Origin of the sequence: Azohydromonas sediminis, from assembly GCF_003574675.1 — a bacterium.
In the GTDB taxonomy this organism is placed as follows: domain Bacteria; phylum Pseudomonadota; class Gammaproteobacteria; order Burkholderiales; family Burkholderiaceae_C; genus Calidifontimicrobium; species Calidifontimicrobium sediminis.
This window is the reverse complement of the sequence record NZ_QOAZ01000046.1, coordinates 1-18,535: the sequence shown is the minus strand read 5'-3', so window position 1 is coordinate 18,535 and position 18,535 is coordinate 1. Positions and strand designations below refer to the sequence as shown.

14 protein-coding genes and 1 pseudogene are annotated in these 18,535 nt (G+C 70.7%); 11 read left to right on the top strand and 4 right to left on the bottom strand.

What is annotated here, in order from left to right:
• Positions 1 to 312 precede the first annotated feature (312 nt).
• Positions 313 to 1,272, top strand: coding sequence for a hypothetical protein (locus tag DRV96_RS16510; RefSeq protein WP_119293191.1), 960 nt, complete (start codon positions 313 to 315; stop codon positions 1,270 to 1,272).
• Positions 1,273 to 1,452: 180 nt separating this feature from the next.
• On the opposite strand, the gene cysQ is transcribed toward DRV96_RS16510, so the two are convergent.
• Positions 1,453 to 2,241 carry a 3'(2'),5'-bisphosphate nucleotidase CysQ gene (gene cysQ / locus DRV96_RS16505; protein ID WP_119293189.1) on the bottom strand — a complete coding sequence of 263 codons (789 nt, stop codon included), beginning with the start codon at positions 2,239 to 2,241 and terminating at the stop codon, positions 1,453 to 1,455.
• Positions 2,242 to 2,316: 75 nt separating this feature from the next.
• On the opposite strand from cysQ, the pseudogene DRV96_RS18660 reads away from it, so the two are divergent.
• The 4 genes and pseudogenes from DRV96_RS18660 to DRV96_RS16490 form a co-directional block, all read left to right on the top strand.
• A pseudogene (locus DRV96_RS18660) lies at positions 2,317 to 2,694 on the top strand (transposase); the annotation flags it as partial.
• Positions 2,674 to 4,161 (top strand): sulfate adenylyltransferase subunit CysD, encoded by a 1,488-nt coding sequence (gene cysD, locus DRV96_RS18730; protein ID WP_259371669.1) that lies wholly within the window; start codon positions 2,674 to 2,676, stop codon positions 4,159 to 4,161. The pseudogene DRV96_RS18660 and the gene cysD, both read left to right, overlap by 21 nt.
• A 133-nt stretch (positions 4,162 to 4,294) precedes the next feature.
• A complete protein-coding gene (gene cysN, locus DRV96_RS16495; RefSeq protein ID WP_119293185.1) occupies positions 4,295 to 6,199 on the top strand; it encodes a sulfate adenylyltransferase subunit CysN in 1,905 nt (634 codons plus the stop codon).
• Positions 6,200 to 6,206: 7 nt separating this feature from the next.
• On the top strand, positions 6,207 to 7,940 hold the full coding sequence (locus DRV96_RS16490; protein WP_119293183.1) for an SLC13 family permease: 1,734 nt from the start codon (positions 6,207 to 6,209) through the stop codon (positions 7,938 to 7,940).
• Positions 7,941 to 7,953: 13 nt separating this feature from the next.
• On the opposite strand, the gene DRV96_RS16485 is transcribed toward DRV96_RS16490, so the two are convergent.
• Positions 7,954 to 8,964, bottom strand: a complete 1,011-nt coding sequence (locus DRV96_RS16485) for a tripartite tricarboxylate transporter substrate binding protein (RefSeq protein ID WP_119293181.1) — start codon at positions 8,962 to 8,964, stop codon at positions 7,954 to 7,956.
• 114 nt (positions 8,965 to 9,078) lie between these two features.
• Here DRV96_RS16485 and pcaC point away from each other — a divergent pair, with 114 nt between their 5' ends.
• A complete protein-coding gene (gene pcaC, locus DRV96_RS16480) occupies positions 9,079 to 9,456 on the top strand; it encodes a 4-carboxymuconolactone decarboxylase (protein ID WP_119293179.1) in 378 nt (125 codons plus the stop codon).
• A gap of 369 nt (positions 9,457 to 9,825) precedes the next feature.
• Here the strand turns inward: pcaC and DRV96_RS18650 are convergent, their stop codons facing one another.
• Both DRV96_RS18650 and DRV96_RS18200 read right to left on the bottom strand, forming a co-directional pair.
• Entirely contained in the window at positions 9,826 to 11,049 is a 1,224-nt protein-coding gene (locus tag DRV96_RS18650; RefSeq protein ID WP_235823449.1) for a site-specific integrase, read from the bottom strand.
• Between the two features lie 130 nt (positions 11,050 to 11,179).
• Entirely contained in the window at positions 11,180 to 12,202 is a 1,023-nt protein-coding gene (locus tag DRV96_RS18200) for a hypothetical protein (protein ID WP_162911112.1), read from the bottom strand.
• Between the two features lie 338 nt (positions 12,203 to 12,540).
• On the opposite strand from DRV96_RS18200, the gene rfbB reads away from it, so the two are divergent.
• The 5 genes from rfbB to DRV96_RS16445 all read left to right on the top strand — a co-directional run bounded on the left by rfbB (position 12,541) and on the right by DRV96_RS16445 (position 18,306).
• Positions 12,541 to 13,611, top strand: coding sequence for a dTDP-glucose 4,6-dehydratase (gene rfbB / locus DRV96_RS16465; protein WP_119293173.1), 1,071 nt, complete (start codon positions 12,541 to 12,543; stop codon positions 13,609 to 13,611).
• An 83-nt stretch (positions 13,612 to 13,694) separates the two neighbouring features.
• Complete coding sequence (gene rfbD, locus DRV96_RS16460) at positions 13,695 to 14,594, top strand: dTDP-4-dehydrorhamnose reductase (RefSeq protein ID WP_119293171.1); 900 nt, start codon at positions 13,695 to 13,697, stop codon at positions 14,592 to 14,594.
• Positions 14,595 to 14,609: 15 nt separating this feature from the next.
• Complete coding sequence (gene rfbA, locus DRV96_RS16455) at positions 14,610 to 15,494, top strand: glucose-1-phosphate thymidylyltransferase RfbA (RefSeq protein WP_119293169.1); 885 nt, start codon at positions 14,610 to 14,612, stop codon at positions 15,492 to 15,494.
• 4 nt (positions 15,495 to 15,498) lie between these two features.
• Positions 15,499 to 16,074, top strand: coding sequence for a dTDP-4-dehydrorhamnose 3,5-epimerase (gene rfbC, locus DRV96_RS16450; protein ID WP_119293167.1), 576 nt, complete (start codon positions 15,499 to 15,501; stop codon positions 16,072 to 16,074).
• An 87-nt stretch (positions 16,075 to 16,161) separates the two neighbouring features.
• A complete protein-coding gene (locus DRV96_RS16445; protein WP_162911111.1) occupies positions 16,162 to 18,306 on the top strand; it encodes a hypothetical protein in 2,145 nt (714 codons plus the stop codon).
• Positions 18,307 to 18,535 lie beyond the last annotated feature (229 nt).

Sequence of the window (18,535 nt, the reverse complement as noted above, 5' to 3'; positions counted from 1 at the left end):
GCGCGGCGCTGTGCGGCGGCAGCAGCCTGGCTACCGCGCGGTCCTTGAATGCTTGTCCGTATCGAGCCAACTCGTTCTCTGTCATCGTCCCCGGGTCTACGAAATGCGGCGGCCGAGCAGGCTGTGGATTTATGGGCGATGCGCTGCGCGCACCGGCCAGCTCGCCGTGGACAACGCTGTCGCGTTGCCCACCGCGCAGGCCTTCGCCCACAAGCTCCACAGCCTCCCACCACCATCTACATGAACCTGGAACTCAACGAAGACCAGGTTCTATCGGGGCGACAACAATTCTGACGCGGGGGGACGGGCTCGTTGGCGAATCCGAGCGGCTCGATCAAGGTGCGCCCGACCAGCATCGTGTTCGATCAGGCCCAGACCTTCGTGCCCTTTCCCAACGACCCCACCCGCCAGAGCTTCAACACGACGTGGACCACGGCGAACACATTCGTCGAGGTCTATTTCCTCAACGGCGTTCCGACCGGGACGGTTCAGGTCCACGGCGACGTTCCCAAGGACCTCAATAGTGGCTTCAGCTCGAACGGCACCGGGAACAACGACTTCGTCATGTACTACTCCGACGGCTTCATCAATTTGGCCGAACGGGAACCGCTCGACTACATCGCATACAACTTGCTCGGCGTGGGCGACTATGGCGCGACGCGCCAGAACCGGAACAACCCCATTCCGAACACGGTGGCCGGGGGCTACGTGACCCTCGTCGAAGTGCAGCAGGTGCCAGCCACGGCGACAGGCCCTATCCCGTTCTTCGGCGGGGCGGGTGGTAGCAGCAGCGCCGGCATCTCGATTGACTTTCCCGACAACGGCTATCTACAGGTTTCCGTCAATCCGGCGGCCTCGGTATCGGCGTCTGACTTGTTTGTTTTCAACACCATCTCCACGAGCCTGCAGGCTTGGGACATTGAGGTGAATGGCACGCTCAATGGCGAGTCCAAGATCTACATTCCATACGGAAGCGCGGTCACAGATCCGTCCCTGTTGAAGGTGTTTCACTTTGACGAGCAGCTTGGCCGCTGGGAGCTGTTGCCGACGACAGTCGATACGACGAACAAGTGGCTGATCGCAACGACTGACAGCTTCTCGCCAATCGCGGTGGCGCAGGTGCCTTCCGAAGATGCTGCAACAGCTGCTTTGCGGCAGCTCAATGCTTCGCGCGACTTGCCCACTCCAGGGACACTGCTGCTCACCGGTTGCGCCCTGTTGCTCGTAGGGTGGTCGCGCTCGATTCGCTCGTCGCGCCCTGCGACGAACTGACGGGCGGCCTTGATCCTCGTCTTGCGTGACCGGCGGGTTCTGCTGTTGACTGCGTCCTGCGCGCCTGCGCATGGGCGCCTGCGAGCGCCCAGCAACCGGGTGCCGTCTTCGTCCAGAGGCAGTCTCGTTCGCGGGTGTTGACGTGACCGTCAACAGGGTGTCGCGGACACCGTGGCACCTTCATCGTCGGCCCGCGGCGACGAAGTGCGGGTTGTCGAAGCCCGGCTTGCCGTAGCGCAGCGGCTGGCCGTCGTCCAGCCGCGTGACTTCGCCGCCGGCGGCGCGCAGCACGGCGTGGCCGGCGGCGATGTCCCACTCCATCGTGCGGCCCAGGCGCGGGTACAGGTCGGCCTCGCCGGCGGCAATCAGACACAGCTTCAGCGACGAGCCGGCGCTGGCCAGCGACGCAACTTTCTTGCCGGCGAGGAACGTGTCGAGCGCCGCGGCGTCGCCGTGCGAGCGGCTCGCGACGACGGTCAGCCCCTCGGGCGGCACCGCGCGGCAGCGGATCGGCCGCCGGCCCGCGTCGTCGTCGACCCAGGCGCCGACGCCCGCGGCGCCGGCGAACAGCCGCCCGCGCACGCCGAGCGCCGGCGCGAGCACGACGCCGAGCACCGGCTCGCCGCGCTCGACGAGCGCGACGTTGACGGTGAACTCGCCGTTGCGGCCGATGAACTCCTTGGTGCCGTCGAGCGGGTCGACGAGCCAGAAGCGCTCGCCGATCGCCGGCACGCGGCCGGCGGCGACTTCCTCCTCGGCGACGACCGGCACGCCCGGCGTCAGCGCCGCCAGCGCCGGCACGATCAGCTTTTCGGCGCGCTCGTCGGCTTCGGTGACCGGTGACGCGTCGTCCTTGCCGCGCACGGCGAAGTCGGTCGCGTAGACCTCGAGGATCACCCGCCCGGCGTCGCGCGTGATCTGCACCACGGCGTCGAGCAGTTCTTGCATGGATTGGGCCTTCGCGTTCATGGGACTCCCGGGTGACGTGGATAATCAGCGTCAGAAAATCTTTCTGACCTTCTCAGAGCTTAAAGTTTAACTGTCATGACAGTCGGTTCGTCGCCTCCGCCGTCGTCGCTGCCGTTGCCCGAGCGGCGCCGCCGCGCCGTCGAGCTGCGGCTGGCCGGCCGGCCGCTGCCGCAGATCCGCGCCGAGACGGGGCTGAGTGCGCCGACGATCATCGCCGCCCACAAGGCGTTCCTGGCCGGCGGCTGGGCGGCGATCGCGGGCAAGGGCCGCGGTCGCGCCCCCGGCGAGGGCCGCGCGCTGACGGCGGCGCAGGACGCGCAACTGCGCCACGAGGTGCTCGAGGCGCTGCCCGCCGACGGGCGGCTGTGGACGCCGCAGGGCGTGCGCGCGCTCGTCGCGGCGCGCTTCGGCGTCGAGGTCAGCGAGCGCACGGTGCTGCGCACGCTCGCGCGCTGGGGCTTGCAGCCGCCTGCGCTGCGCGAGGCCGCGCAGTCCACGAGCGAAGGCGCGGCGTGGTGGCGCGACGCGTATCCGGCGCTGGCACGCCGCGCGCGCGCCGAAGGCCGCGCGCTGCTGTGGGCGGCCGACACCGCGGTGCCCGGCGGCGCCGGCCGGCTGCTCGTCGTGCAGACGCTGCGCGGCAGCCTCGCGTGGTTGCCGGTGCGCGCGATCAACGACACGCAGCGGCTGTTCGACTTTGCGCAGCGGCTGCGCCGCACCTGGGCCGGGCCGCTGGCGCTGCTGTGGCACGGCGTGCCGATCGAGCCGCTGGCCGCTTTGCTGGCGCAAGACGCCGCGGGCGACCTGCAGCTGCTGCCGTGCCCGGTCGGCCTGCCGGTGGCGGCGCCTGCCGTGGCGGCGACGACGCGCGTGCCGTCGCCCAGCGCTGCGACGGCCCCTTCGGCCACACCCGCTGCTGCCGCATCGGCGCCCGCCGCGGCCGCACCGCTGGCCACGGCGCATCGCCGCGATGCGCCCGCCGCCGACCCCACCCCTTCGACTCCCGCGAGGACCGGCACGATGAAGCTGACCCACCTGCAACGCCTCGAAGCCGAGAGCATCCACATCCTGCGCGAGGTCGTCGCCGAGTGCGAGAAGCCGGTGATGCTGTACTCGATCGGCAAGGACAGCGCGTGCATGCTGCACCTGGCGAAGAAGGCGTTCTACCCGTCGCCGCCGCCGTTTCCGCTGCTGCACGTCGACACGACGTGGAAGTTCCGCGACATGTACGCGATGCGCGAGCGCATGGCGCGCGAGATGGGCATGGAGCTGCTCGTTTGGCAGAACCCCGAGGCCAAGCGCCTGGGCATCAACCCGTTCGACCACGGCTCGCAGATCCACACCGACATGTGGAAGACGCAGGGCCTGAAGCAGGCGCTGGACCACTACGGCTTCGACGCCGCGTTCGGCGGCGCGCGGCGCGACGAGGAGAAGAGCCGCGCGAAGGAGCGCATCTTCAGCTTCCGCACCGCGCAGCACCGCTGGGACCCGAAGAACCAGCGCCCCGAGCTCTGGCACCTGTACAACGCGCGCAAGCACCGCGGCGAGTCGATCCGGGTGTTCCCGCTGTCGAACTGGACCGAGCTCGACATCTGGCAGTACATCCACCTCGAGAACATCCCGATCGTGCCGCTGTACTTCGCCAAGGAGCGGCCGGTCGTCGAGCGCGACGGCACCCTGATCATGGTCGACGACGAGCGCATGCCGCTGCGCCCCGGCGAGGTGCCGGTGATGCGCAAGGTGCGCTTCCGCACGCTGGGCTGCTACCCGCTGTCGGGCGCGATCGAGAGCGACGCCGACACGCTGACCGACATCATCCAGGAGATGCTGCTCGCGCGCACCAGCGAGCGCCAGGGGCGGCTGATCGACCACGACCAGGCCGCGTCGATGGAGAAGAAGAAGCAGGAAGGCTATTTCTGACCACCCCCGAAGCGCCTGCGGCGCTCCCCCTCGAGGGGGCGCCGCCGGCGGACCGGCAAAGCCGGATCCGCGGCGGCCGCTTGAACTTGCGCGGCGTCCCCGTCACCTCAACGAACGACCCCTGAGCACAGTCATGGCCCATGTCAGCGACCTGATCGCCACCGACATCGAGCAGTACCTGCACCAGCACCAGCACAAGAGCCTGCTGCGCTTCATCACCTGCGGCAGTGTCGACGACGGCAAGAGCACGCTGATCGGCCGGCTGCTGTACGACAGCAAGATGCTGTTCGAGGACCAGCTCGCCGCCGTCGAGGCCGACAGCAAGAAGTGGGGCACGCAAGGCGGCGACATCGACTTCGCGCTGCTCGTCGACGGACTGGCGGCCGAGCGCGAGCAGGGCATCACGATCGACGTCGCGTACCGCTTCTTCAGCACCGAGCGGCGCAAGTTCATCGTCGCCGACACGCCGGGCCACGAGCAGTACACGCGCAACATGGTCACCGGCGCCTCCACCGCCGACGTCGCCGTGATCCTGATCGACGCGCGCAAGGGCGTGCTGACGCAGACGCGCCGGCACAGCTACCTCGTGCACCTGATCGGCATCCGCAAGGTCGTGCTCGCGATCAACAAGATGGACCTCGTCGACTACTCCGAGAAGGTGTTCCGCCGCATCGTCGACGAGTACCGCGAGTTCGCGCAGCGCATCGGCCTCGCCGACATCACGCCGATCCCGCTGTCGGCGCTCAAGGGCGACAACATGCTCGCGCACAGCGATCGCACGCCGTGGTACCGCGGCCCGACGCTGATGGCCTACCTCGAGACCGTCGAGGTCGACGAGGCGCGCCAGCAGGCCGGCCCGCTGCGCCTGCCGGTGCAGTGGGTCAACCGGCCCAACCTCGACTTCCGAGGCTTCGCCGGCACGATCGCCAGCGGCGTCGTCAAGCCGGGCGACCGCATCCGCGTGCTGCCGTCGGGGCGCGAGAGCCGCGTCGCGCGCATCGTCACCGCCAGCGGCGACCTGCCGCTCGCGGTCGCGGGCCAGTCGATCACGCTGACGCTCACCGACGAGATCGACATCTCGCGCGGCGACATGATCGTCGCGGCCGACAGCCCCGCCGAGGTCGCCGACCAGTTCGAGTGCACGATCGTCTGGATGGCCGACGAGCCGATGCTGCCCGGGCGCCAGTACGTGCTGAAGATCGGCACACGCACCGTGGGCGCGAGCGTGACCGAGCCGAAGTACAAGGTCAACGTCAACACGCTGGAGCACCTGGCGGCCAAGCAGCTCGCGCTCAACGAGATCGGCGTGTGCAACCTCGCGCTCGACCGCCCGGTCGCGTTCGACCCGTACGCCGTCAACCGCGACACCGGCGGCTTCATCCTGATCGACCGCCTGACGAACAACACCGTCGGCGCCGGGATGCTGCACTTCGCGCTGCGCCGCGCGCACAACATCCACCTGCAGCACCTCGACGTCGACAAGGCCGCGCGCGCGCGCCTGAAGGGCCAGCAGCCGGGGGTGCTGTGGTTCACCGGGCTGTCGGGCGCGGGCAAGTCGACGATCGCCAACCTCGTCGAGAAGAAGCTGCACGCGATGGGGCGCCACACCTACCTGCTCGACGGCGACAACGTGCGCCACGGGCTGAACAAGGACCTCGGCTTCACCGAGGCCGACCGTGTCGAGAACATCCGCCGCGTCGCCGAGGTCGCCAAGCTGATGGTCGACGCCGGGCTGATCGTGCTCACCGCGTTCATCTCGCCGTTCCGCGCCGAGCGCGCGCTCGCGCGCAGCCTGCTGGCCGACGGCGAGTTCGTCGAGATCCACGTCGACACGCCGCTCGACGTGGCCGAGATGCGCGACGTCAAGGGCCTGTACCGCAAGGCGCGCCGCGGCGAGCTGAAGAACTTCACCGGCGTCGACTCGCCGTACGAGGCGCCCGAAGCGCCCGAGCTGCGCGTCAACACCGTCGAGTGCACGCCCGAGCAGGCTGCCGACGCGGTGATCGAGCGCATCCGTGCGCTGGGCCTGATCGACTGAGCGCGCCGTGACCTGGCAGCAGGTGGCCGTCTTCGTCGGCCTGGCCGCGCTCGTCGTCGAGCTGCTGCGCGGCAAGCGCGCGCCGGCGGCGGTGTTCGCCAGCGTCGCGTTCGCCTTCGTGCTGCTCGACCTCGTCAGCGTCCAGAAGGGCCTCGCGCAGCTGACCAACAGCGGGCTCGTGACGGTGGTCGTGCTGCTGCTGCTGTCGGTCGTGCTCGACCGGTCACATCTGCTCGAGACGATGGCCGGCTGGCTCGTGCGCGGACCGTACCGCTGGGCGCTGGCCAAGCTGTACGTCGCGACCGCCACCTACTCGGCGTTCCTCAACAACACCGCCGTCGTCGCGTCGCTGATCGGGCCGCTGCGCTCGCTGCGCACGCACGCGCCGTCGCGGCTGCTGATGCCGATGTGCTTCGCCGCGTCGCTGGGCGGCATCCTCACCCTCGTGGGCACGTCGACGAACCTGCTCGTCAACAGCCTCGTGATCGGGCAGGGCATGCCCGCGCTGCACATCTTCGACCTCTTTCCGGTCGGCATCCTGATCGTGCTCGCGTGCGGCGCGACGATGGTGCTGCTGTACCCGCGGCTGCTGCCCGCGCAGCCGCCGGCCGAGGAGACGTCGTCGGACTACTTCCTCGAGGCCACCGTGCGGCCCGACTCGCCGCTGATCGGCAAGACGGTCGAGGCCGCGGGGCTGCGCAACCTCGCGCACCTGTACCTGGCCGAGATCGTGCGTGACGGCTTCACGATCGCGCCGGTGCAGCCCGACCGCATGCTGCGCGCCGGCGACCTGCTCGTCTTCACCGGCGACCTGACGCGGCTGGACGTGCTCACGCGCTTCGAGGGCCTGGAGACGCACGGGCAGCACTACCGGCTGCCGCTGGACAACCTCGTCGAGGTCGTGATCGCGGCCGACTCGACGCTGGCGCGCCGCACGCTCAAGGACGTCAACTTCCGCGCGCAGTTCGACGCCGCCGTGATCGCGGTGCGCCGCGGCAGCGAGCGCCTGCGCGGCCCGATCGCCAACGTGCCGCTCGAGGTCGGCGACACGCTGGTGCTCGTCGTCGGCAACGACTTCGAGAAGCGCAACAACCTGCAGCGCAACTTCGTGATCGTCTCCCGCCGGCAGGTGCAGAAGTTCACCGACCCGCGCAAGGGGCTGCTTGCGATGGCCGGCTTCGTCGGCGCCGTCGCGCTCGCGGCGCTGGGCGTCGTCGACCTGCTCAAGGCGCTGCTCGTGCTGCTGGCGGCGTTCCTGCTGCTCGGCCTGGCCAAGCCGGCCGACCTGCGGCGCAACATGCCGTACGCGATCATCCTGATCATCGCGTCATCGCTCGTGATCTCGGAGGTGATGGTCTCCAGCGGTGCGGCGGTGCTGCTCGCGCAGGCGCTGCTGGCCGGCATCGATGCGTTCGGGCCGTACGGGGCGCTGGCGCTGATCCTCGTCGTCACGTGGATCCTCACCGAGCTGATGAGCAACAACGCCGCAGCCGCGCTGTCGTTCCCGGTGGCGCTGGGCGTCGCGCAGACGACGGGGCTGGACCCGCAGCCGTTCGTGATGGCCGTGATCTACGGCGCGAGCTGCAGCTTCCTGACGCCGTACGGCTACCAGACCAACCTGATGGTGATGTCGCCGGGGCGCTACACGCTGCGCGACTTCGCGCGCGCCGGCGCGCCGCTGGCGCTGGTGTACCAGGCGACGGCGCTGGTGGCGATTCCCGTGTTCTTCCCGCTGCGCTGAGCGGGGCGGCGCCTCAGTCGACCTTCGCGCCCGAGGCCTTGACCACGCGCGCCCACTTCTTGGTCTCGGCGTCGACGAACGCGGCGAACGCCGCCGGCGTGTGGCCCACCGGCACCGCGCCCTGCGCGACGAGGCGCTCGTTGACGGCCGGAAGCGCCAGCGCCTTGGCCGTTTCCTGCTGCACGCGCGCGATGACGTCGCCCGGTGTGCCCGCCGGCGCGAACAGGCCGAACCACGAGCTGGCCTCGTAGTCCTTGAGCGCGTCGCCGCCGGCTTCGGCCACCGTCGGCACGTCGGGCAGCGCCGGCGAGCGCTGCGCGCTGGTGACGGCCAGCGCGAGCAGCTTGCCGGCCTTGATGTGCGGCATCGAACTGGGCAGGTTGTCGAACATCAGGTCCATGTTGCCGGCCAGCAGGTCCATCAGCGCCGGCCCCGAGCCGCGGTACGGGAAGTGGACCATGAAGGTGCCCGTCATCGCCTTGAACAGTTCGCCCGACAGGTGGATGCTCGTGCCGTTGCCCGAGCTGGCCATGTTGAGCCGGCCGGGGTTGGCGCGCGCGACGCGCACCAGGTCGGCGACGCTGGCGACGCCGTACTTCTGGGCACTGGCCGGGTTGACCACCAGCACGTTGGGCACGCTGGCCACCAGCGTGACCGGCGCGAAGTCCTTCACCGGGTCGTAGGGCATCTTCGCGTACAGCGACGCGTTGATCGCGTGCGTGCCCACCGTGCCCATCAGCAGCGTGTGGCCGTCGGCCGGGGCGCGCGCGACCTCGGCGCTGCCGGTGTTGCCGCCGGCGCCGGGCTTGTTGTCGACGACGAACGGCTGGCCGAAGACGCGCTGCAGCTCGGGCGCGAGCGCGCGCGCGAGGATGTCGGTGGTGCCGGCGGCCGGGAACGGCACGACGATGCGCACCGGCCGCGTCGGCCACGGGGTCTGGGCGCACGCGGCGTGCGGCAGCACGATCGGCAGCGCGGCGGTGGCGCTCGCAGCGGCGAGCAGGCGGCGGCGGGTCAGCGTCATCGCGGTCTCCTCGGTGTGTGGCGGTCTGTCGCGTCGCGGCGAGTGTGCGTGCGGCGCGCCGGCGGCGCCATCCGGGTAAGCTGCAAGCCGACCGACACGACAAGGGATCTGCCGATGAATCAGGAGCTTTTCGACCGCGGGCTGGCCACGCGCCGTGAGGTGCTCGGCGCCGACTACGTCGACGCCGCGATCCGCGACGCCGACGACTTCAGCCGCCCGCTGCAGGAGCTGGTCACGCAGTACGCCTGGGGCGACGTGTGGAACCGCCCCGGGCTGGACCGCCGCACGCGCAGCCTGCTGAACCTGGCGATCCTCACGGCGCTGAACCGCCCGCACGAGCTGAAGCTGCACCTCAAGGGCGCGCTGCGCAACGGCGTCACGAAGGACGAGATCCGCGAGGTGTTCCTCCACGCCGCCGTCTACTGCGGGATGCCGGCAGCGGTGGACAGCTTCCGCCTGGCGCGCGAGGTGTTCAAGAACGTCGCTGCCTGACGTGGCTGACTTGGCCCGCCACCGCGCGGCCGCTCGGCGCCAGGGTCAGGTCTCGTTCCCCGTGGCGCTGGGCGTCGGGCAGACGACGGGGCTGGACCCGCGGCCGTTCGTGATGGCGGTGATCTATGGTGCGAGCTGCACCTTCCTGACGCCGTACGGCTACCAGACCAAGCTGATGGTGATGTCGTCAGGTCGCTACACGCTGCGCGACTTCGCGCGTGCCGGCGCGCCGCTGGCGCTGGTCTACCAGGCCACGGCGCTGGTGGCGATTCCGGTCTTCTTTCCGCTGCGCCGAGCGGCGCGGGCGAGCTTGTCTCGACCTGTGCGGTGGTTGCCAGGAGAAGGCGTCGAACGTCCAGTCACGGGCCGTCACGGGCGCGGCTTCGGGCCGTTGGGTCGCTTGCTCGCGAGCAGGGTGGCGAGCCGATCCGGGTTGGGCTGCCGGACCGGTCGCGCAGTTTGGACGGACGTGATCGCGCTGGCGCGAGGCATCCTGCCTCCTCGACGCCGCCGGCGCCCGTACTGTCGCTGAGTTTCTTCCGCGCAGTGACCCATGGCCATCGAGATCTGGTGGTCGTCCCAGCCAGCATCGCGCAGTTCCTCGGCGAGGGCGTGGCGAAAGCTGTAGGCGGAAACCACAACGGGGCGCGCTTTGGAGCCGCGACCCGCGCGCAGATTCGGCCACAGCCGTTTGGAAAGTCGCCGCAGGTAGTCACGCAGCGAGTTCCTGTTCACTTCGATCCACATGAATGCGTTGTCGTCCAGTGCTGCGAGCACCGCGGGGCCAAAGGCGTGGCGCTTGACGCGAAGCTCGCGCCACGGCTGCCCGTAGGCATCGGTCACCTTGACGCCGGGGATCAACACCACGACGTCGCCGCCGGGGGCATCGACGTAGAGGTATATGCCCTCCTCCAGTTCGGCGGGTCTCGGCGCGCACAGGGACAGGAGCTCGACGGCCACTGCGTAGGTCGGCGACGACGCACTCGCGGCGACCATGCGCTCTTTCCAGTTCGCGGGCAAGTACCTGAGATGGTGGCGCTTCGAGCGGCGCGGGCGTGGTCGTTGGCCGCTGACTTCGAGAACCTCCCGGCGAGACACGCTGTCGACCAACTGCAGCAACTCGATCGTGAACTCGACGCGCTCGCACAGACGCTCGTACTGCGGCGGGGGCTGTTCCCCGGCCAACTGCTGGGCATCTTTTGTCAGGTTTTTGCGCAAAGCCCAGCGCAACGCGGCGACCATCGCGTAGTAGTGGTTGCTGCTGGGCGCGCAGCGCGAGAGCGACTTGATCAAGGCGCCGCGCAAGTCCATGGTGGCCGTCACGGTGATCGACGTGAGCAGGCGACGGGCCTTCTTGCGGTAGGTCGCGACGGAGGCTTGGCTCAGGGCCTCGTCTTTGGTGCCGCCGCGCGCGGCGTCGTGGCGCTCGAGCGCCTCACGAGCCCGCGCGAGCGCCGTGGCGCACGGCGTCAACCACGCAGGTGGTGATTGGGTCGGGCGCGGCGCGGTATCGAGCCAGGTTCCTGTGACGATGCCGTACCCGGCAGGTGGCAGCGCGGGTGATGCCGGTTTCATCGACTCAAACGTATCCATGGTGTTCTCCTTCGGTTTGCTGGATGGGGAAACTCGATGCCAGGCCTTGGTGCCACGTGCGGCCCGCTGCGTCTGCCTCAGGTTCAGGTCGTGACGCGTGCGCTGTCCGGCGCGGCCTCACCCGCGACGTTCAAAGCGCCGCTGCGGGCCATGAAGCTGGCGTGCCGTCTTGCCGCCCGCCCTTGCTGGCGCCTTCATCGACGTCGCTCGGGCGGGAAGCGCTTTCTGGCCTCGCCCGGGCCGAGATCGCGGCGAGCGGCCCGCTCGAGTGCTTCAGCGACGGGTCGCGATTTGCGGCGGATACCGCCTTCGCCGTCACGGCGGGTGACGAGGGTGCCCGGCCGGCGATTCGGCGCATTCGCTCGAGGACCTCGCGACGATCCGCCCGCGGGGATTGCCGGGCGAACGTTGCAGCCTCGACCCGGACCGCGTGGTAATCGCAGGTTGTCGCCTGGTTCAGGATCTCGGCGTCGTGCCAGCCCAGCAGCTGCGCTGCGTCGAACGCACGCAGGATCGAGTCGGGCAGCGACGCGAGCTTGACCGCTCGCTGCACCGTCGAGCGTGTCCAGCCGATCCGTTTTGCCAGCGCTGCCTGACTCGGGAAGAGCCGTCTGGCCAGTGCTCTGCGAAACAGGTGGCCCCACTCGATCGCTGCAATGCCGCACCGCGGGTTGCGTTCGCACAGCTGACGAAGGAGATCGTCGACCCTGTCGTCCCGCAGCAGTCTCACGTGGACGCTGCGGCCGAGCTTGCGGCACGCGTAAAGGAGGTGCACGCCAGCCACGAGACGGAAAGGCACCGGCCAGTCGCCGAGGTCGACGTCAAGCCGCGGCGTGTGCTGCTCGACGACCAGGAGGGGAGCCTGGCTCGACGAAGTCAAGGCTTGCAGGGTGCGCCTGAAGAGCTCACTGCCCTCGAGCTCTCGCTGCGCCGTGGCGCTCAGCGGCGCAACGATCTGGAAGGGGCTGATGCAGGCCGACTGACCGCGCTGCAGTGCCACCAGCAGCTTTCTGACCGATCGCTCCCGCAGCGTGTGCGGATGCCAGATGGTTGCAGCGTACTGCCTCGCGAGTTCGAAGATGCCGCGGGCAGGTGAGCCCGCGCGCGAGGGCTCGGTCGGGACGGAGGCGGGTTGGTGAACGAAGCTTTTCATAACATGCTCCTTGGGGTTGAGACAGATTCAACTGGGGCCTCGAGTGAAGCGGGCTTGCATGTGCCGCCTTGCACTCGTCGGCAATGACCCTGAGCCAATGCTGCCGTCGCGGGTCCAAAAGATCACTTGGAACGTGCGTTGCGAGACCTGGAAAGCGAGATCTCGAGGGACTTGGCGGTGCCAGGCCAACGGCTGGTGCCCCACCGTGACCAATCGCGCGGTTTGCCGCGGCGCTTTGGACGCAGAATCCAAAGTCCCTTTACTCAATCGCGCGGGATCGGCAATGCGGCGCGAGCAAGTCGCGCGTCGCTTCCGTCGACCTCGTGATGCACGGATCTATGACCGTTCTCGTCACCGGCGGCGCCGGCTTCATCGGCAGCAACTTCGTGCTCGACTGGCTCGAGCGGTTGGACGAGCCCATCGTCAACCTCGACGCGCTGACCTACGCCGGCAACCTGCGCAACCTCGCGTCGCTGCAGGGCGATGCGCGCCACGTCTTCGTCAAGGGCGACATCGGCGACCGCGCGCTGGTCGATCGGCTGCTGGCCGAGCACCGGCCGCGCGCGATCGTGCACTTCGCCGCCGAGAGCCACGTCGACCGCAGCATCCACGGGCCGGCTGCCTTCATCAGGACCAACGTCGAAGGCACCTTCACGCTGCTCGAGGCCGCGCGGGCGTACTGGACGGCGCTCGACGCCGACGCGAAGGCGCGCTTTCGCTTCCACCACGTCTCGACCGACGAGGTCTACGGCAGCCTGGGCCCCGACGATGCGCCGTTCACCGAGGCGCACCCGTACCAGCCCAACAGCCCGTATTCGGCGAGCAAGGCCGCCAGCGACCACCTGGTGCGCGCGTGGCACCACACCTACGGGCTGCCGGTGGTGACGACGAACTGCTCGAACAACTACGGGCCGTACCACTTCCCCGAGAAGCTGATCCCGCTGATGATCGTCAACGCGCTGGCCGGCAAGCCGCTGCCGATCTACGGCGACGGTCTGAACGTGCGCGACTGGTTGTACGTACGCGACCACTGCAGCGGCATCCGCGCCGTGCTCGAGCGCGGCCGCATCGGCGAGACCTACAACATCGGCGGCTGGAACGAGAAGACCAACCGCGAGATCGTGCACACGATCTGCGCGCTGCTCGACGAACTGCGCCCCGACCCCGCCGGCCCCTACAGCCGCCTGATCACGTACGTGACCGACCGCCCCGGGCACGACCGCCGCTACGCGATCGACGCGCGCAAGATAGAGCGCGAGCTCGGCTGGCGCCCGGCCGAGACGTTCGAGACCGGCATCCGCAAGACGGTGCAGTGGTACCTCGACCATCCCGACTGGGTCGCCGAGGTGCAAAGCGGCAGCTACCGCGAGTGGCTGGCGACGAACTACCGCGACACGCTGCTGGCCTGAAGTGAAACAGCCCCATGCTCACTGCGTTCGCAGCCCCCGAGGGGCTGTCAGCGCCTTCGGAGCGGCCGGGCGGTGCTGACGCGATGAAGATCCTGCTGCTCGGCAAGAACGGCCAGGTCGGCTGGGAGCTGCAGCGCTCGCTCGCCGTGCTCGGCGAGCTGACCGCGCTCGACGTCGACTCGCCCGCGCCGTGGCGCGCCGATTTCAGCGAGTCGCAGACGCTGGCGGCGATCGTGCGTGCGGCCGCGCCCGACGTCGTCGTCAACGCCGCCGCGCACACCGCCGTCGACAAGGCCGAGAGCGAGCCCGAGCTCGCACGCGCGATCAACGCCACGGCGGTGGGCGTGCTCGCGCGCGAGGCGGCCGCGATCGGCGCGACGCTGGTGCACTACAGCACCGACTACGTGTTCGACGGCTCCGGCCACGCCCCGCGCGGCGAGGACGCGCCCACCGCGCCGCTGTCGGTCTACGGACGCACCAAGCTCGAAGGCGAGGAGCTGGTCCGTGCCAGTGGCTGCCGGCACCTGATCCTGCGCACGAGCTGGGTCTATGCGGCGCGCGGCGGCAACTTCGCGCGCACGATGCTCAGGCTCGCCGCCGAGCGCGAGGTGCTGACCGTGATCGACGACCAGATCGGCGCGCCCACCGGCGCCGACTTGCTGGCCGACGTCACTGCGCACGCGCTGCGCACGCTCGCCGCGCGGCCCGAGCTCGCCGGCACCTACCACTGCGTGGCCGCTGGCGAGACGAGCTGGTTCGACTATGCGAGGTTCGTCATCGAGTGGGCGCGCGCCCGCGGCCACCCGATCAAGGTCGCGCCCGACGCGATCCGTCCGATCCCCACGCGCGAGTACCCGACGCCGGCGCGCCGGCCGCTGAACTCGCGCCTGGACACCGCGAAGCTGCGCGCCGCGTTCGGCCTGCACCTGCCGCACTGGCAGGTCGGGGTCGAGCGCATGCTGGCCGAGGTGCTCGGCCCTTGAACGAGGAAGATCGACATGCCACCACGCAAGGGCATCGTGCTCGCCGGCGGCTCCGGCACCCGGCTGCACCCGGCCACGCTCGCGCTGAGCAAGCAGCTGCTGCCGGTGTACGACAAGCCGATGGTCTACTACCCGCTGTCGACGCTGATGCTGGCCGGCATCCGCGACGTGCTCGTCATCAGCACGCCGCAGGACACGCCGCGCTTCGAGGCGCTGCTCGGCGACGGCAGCCGCTGGGGGATGAACCTGAGCTACTGCGTGCAGCCCAGCCCCGACGGGCTCGCGCAGGCGTTCATCCTCGGGCGCTCGTTCGTCGGCGGCGCGCCCAGCGCCCTCGTGCTCGGCGACAACATCTTCTACGGCCACGACCTCAAGGCCGCGCTGCAGCGCGCCGACGCGCGCACGCACGGCGCCACCGTGTTCGCCTACCACGTGCACGATCCCGAGCGCTACGGCGTCGTCGAGTTCGATGCGCAGCGCCGCGCGATCAGCATCGAGGAGAAGCCCAAGGCGCCCAAGAGCAACTACGCCGTCACCGGGCTGTACTTCTACGACGCTCAGGTGTGCGACATCGCCGCCGACATCAAGCCCTCGGCACGCGGCGAGCTCGAGATCACCGAGGTCAACGCGCGCTACCTGCGCCAAGGCGAGCTGAACGTCGAGATCATGGGCCGCGGCTACGCGTGGCTCGACACCGGCACGCACGACAGCCTGCTCGACGCCGGCCAGTTCATCGCCACGCTCGAGAAGCGCCAGGGCCTGAAGGTCGCCTGCCCCGAGGAGATCGCGTTTCGCGCCGGCTGGATCGACGCCGCGCAGCTCGAGCGCCTCGCGCAGCCGATGCTGAAGAACGGCTACGGCGCGTACCTGATGCAGGTGCTGCGCGAGACGGTGTACTGAAGCGATGCAGCTCACGCCCACCGCCATCGCCGACGTCGTCGTCGTCGAGCCCGCCGTGTTCGCCGACGAGCGCGGCTGGTTCATGGAGAGCTACAACCAGCCGCGCTTCGAGCAGGGGCTGCGCGCGCTCGGCCTGCCGGTGCCGCGGCCGTTCGTGCAGGACAACCACTCGTGCTCGAAGGCCGGCGTGCTGCGCGGGCTGCACTACCAGCTGCCGCCGCACGCGCAGGGCAAGCTGGTGCGCGTCGTGCGCGGCCGTGCGTTCGACGTCGCGGTCGACATCCGCCGCGGCTCGCCCACGTTCGGGCGCTGGGTCGGCGTCGAGCTCAGCGCCGACAACCGCCGCCAGCTGTGGATCCCCGAGGGCTTCGCGCACGGCTTCGTCGCGCTCGAGGACGACACGCACTTCCTCTACAAGACGACCGACGTCTACGCGAAGGACTGCGAGCGCGCGATCCGCTGGGACGACCCGGCGATCGGCATCGCGTGGCCGCTGCCGCCGGGCCTGCGCGCACCGCTGCTCGCGCCCAAGGACGCCGCCGCCGTCGGCCTCGCCGATGCCGAGGTCTTCGCCGCGTAGCGGCGCGCCTGCGGCGGTGCGTCGACGCGGCCGTGGCCGTTCGGCGGACCGGGCCGCGTCGAGGTCGATGGCGTGTCGCCGCCGCCGTTGACCACCGCCACGGCGCCGCGCTGGGCGGCGGCGCTGCCGAGCGCGCTGCTCGCGTCGGCGGCCGCAGGCCTTGCGCTGGCGCTGGGCGCCGCGCACCCGCTCGCACCGGGTATCGCGCTGGCGGCGGTGGCGCTGGCCGGCGCGCTCGCGGCGCGCTGGAGCGGCGCGACGTGGTTCGTGCTGCCGGCGGTGATGCCGTGGATCGCGCTGAACCCCTGGACCGGCTGGACGATGGTCGACGAGTTCGACCTGCTCGTGCTCGCGCTCTTGGCCGGCGCTCACGCGGCGCGCGCTGCGGCGCGGTGGCGCGGCGTCACGCCGCCGTTGCCGCGTCGTGAGTTCGGCGTCGTCGCGCTGCTGGCCGTGCTGCTCGGGTTCGGCGTCGTGCGCGGCTGGCTCGACGCCGGCGGCGGCGCACCGAGCGCGTTCGACGGCTACACCGATGCCACCAACGCGCTGCGCGCGGGCAAGAGCCTGGCGTTCGCGCTCGCGCTGTGGCCGCTGCTGCCGCGCGAGGCGGCGGCGCTGGCCGCGGCCGCGCGGCGCTTCGCGCTGGGGATGGCGCTCGGCGTTGCCGTCGTCGGCGTCGCGGCGCTGGGCGAGCGCATCGCGTACCCCGGCCTGCTCGAGTTCTCGGGGCCGTACCGGATCACGGCGCGGTTCTGGGAGATGCACGTCGGTGGCGCGGCGATCGATGCGTACCTCGCGCTGGCCACGCCCGTCGTCGCGTGGGCGGTGTGGGGCGCGCGCACACCGGTGCGCTTTGCCGTCGCGGCGCTGCTGGCCGTGCTCACGGTGCACGCGGCGCTGGTGACCTTCGCGCGCGGCGTGCTGCTGGCCGTCGGACTGCCGCTGCTGGGCCTGGGCCTGGCCTGGCTGTGGCAGCGCCTCGGGCCTCGCGCCGCGGTGCCGGCGCGCGCCGGTGAGGCGGCGTCAGTGTCTTCGCGGCAGTGCGGTGCGCCGTGGCCGCGCGGCGCGGTGGTCGGGTTCGGGCTGCTTGCCGTCGTCGTGCTCGTCGGTGCCTTCGCGATCGAGGGCTACGCGGGCCTCGGCTGGGTGTGGCTCGCGGCGAGCGCGTTGCTGCTGCTCGCGTGGCGGCGGGTGCGCGCGCTCGGCTGGCGCGCGCCGGCCGGCGCGCTGCTCGCGCTGGCGCTGGCCACCGAGGTCGTCGCGGTGGTGGCCGGCGGCTCGTTCCTCGTCGAGCGCCTCGCGCAGACGACGCTCGACGCCGGCGGCCGCATCGCGCACTGGCGCCACGGCCTGGGCGTGCTGGACTCGCCGCGGGACGTGGCCCTGGGCATCGGACTCGGCCGCCTGCCGGCGCGCTACGCCGCCGCCGACGTGCAGCGCGAGTTTTCGGGAGCGATCCGCTGGGTCGCGACGCCGCAGGGCCTGCGTCCGCGGCTCGAGGGCCCGGCCGTCGTCGACGAGATCGGCGGGCTGTATGCGCTGACGCAGCGGGTGCCGCACGTGCCGGGCGCGCGCTACGTGGTGTCGTTGCAGGCGCGGTCGCAGGCGTTGCGCGCCGGCGCCGCCGAGGCGCCTGCGGCGCGGCTGTGGCTGCGCGTGTGCGAGCGCCACCTGCTGTACGACGCGCGCTGCCAGGAGGCGCTGGTCACGCTGCCGCCGCCCGAGGCGGTCGCGACGCTCGACGTGCCGCTGGACGGCCCCGCGTTCGCCGCGCAGCCGTGGTGGCCGGCGCGGCGCGCGCTGCTGTCGATCGCCGTCTACGACGCCGGCACCGCCGCGCTGCTCGAGCGCGTGCAGCTGCGCGCCGGCGGCGGGGCCGACTTGCTGCACCACGGCGACTTCGCGCGCGGCGCCGCGCGCTGGTTCCCGTCGGCGCAGGCGTGGTACGTGCCGTGGCACATCGACAACCTGTACCTCGAGCTGCTGATCGAGCGCGGTGCCGCGGGCGCGCTCGCGCTGCTGGCGCTGGCCGGGCTGGCGTTGCAGCGCCTGCTCGATGCGGCGCGGCACGGCGACACGCTGGCGCCGTTCCTCGCCGCGGCGCTGGCCGGCGTCGCACTCGTCGGGGCGGTCAGCAGCGTGCTCGACGTGCCGCGCGTCGCGCTGGTGGCCATGCTCGTCGCGATGCTCGGCCTGCGCCGCGGCGCGGCAAAGCCTGGCACGCCGCGCTGAGCGCGCCGGCCTCAGAGCTTGTGAATCATTCGATCGGCGCTGAGCGCTGATCGAGTGGCGTTGATCGCGCGCGGTGTCGACGCCGGCATCGGCCGCACGCGACCCTTCGTCCGTCCAGCACCCGCAGGGCGGTCGCGAGGCAGGGTTTTGCCGGGGTTTTCGCGGTTCATACAGTCCTTGCGGCTGCGGCAGACGCAGTTGGGCCCAGACCCAGCAACTGTGGCGCCAG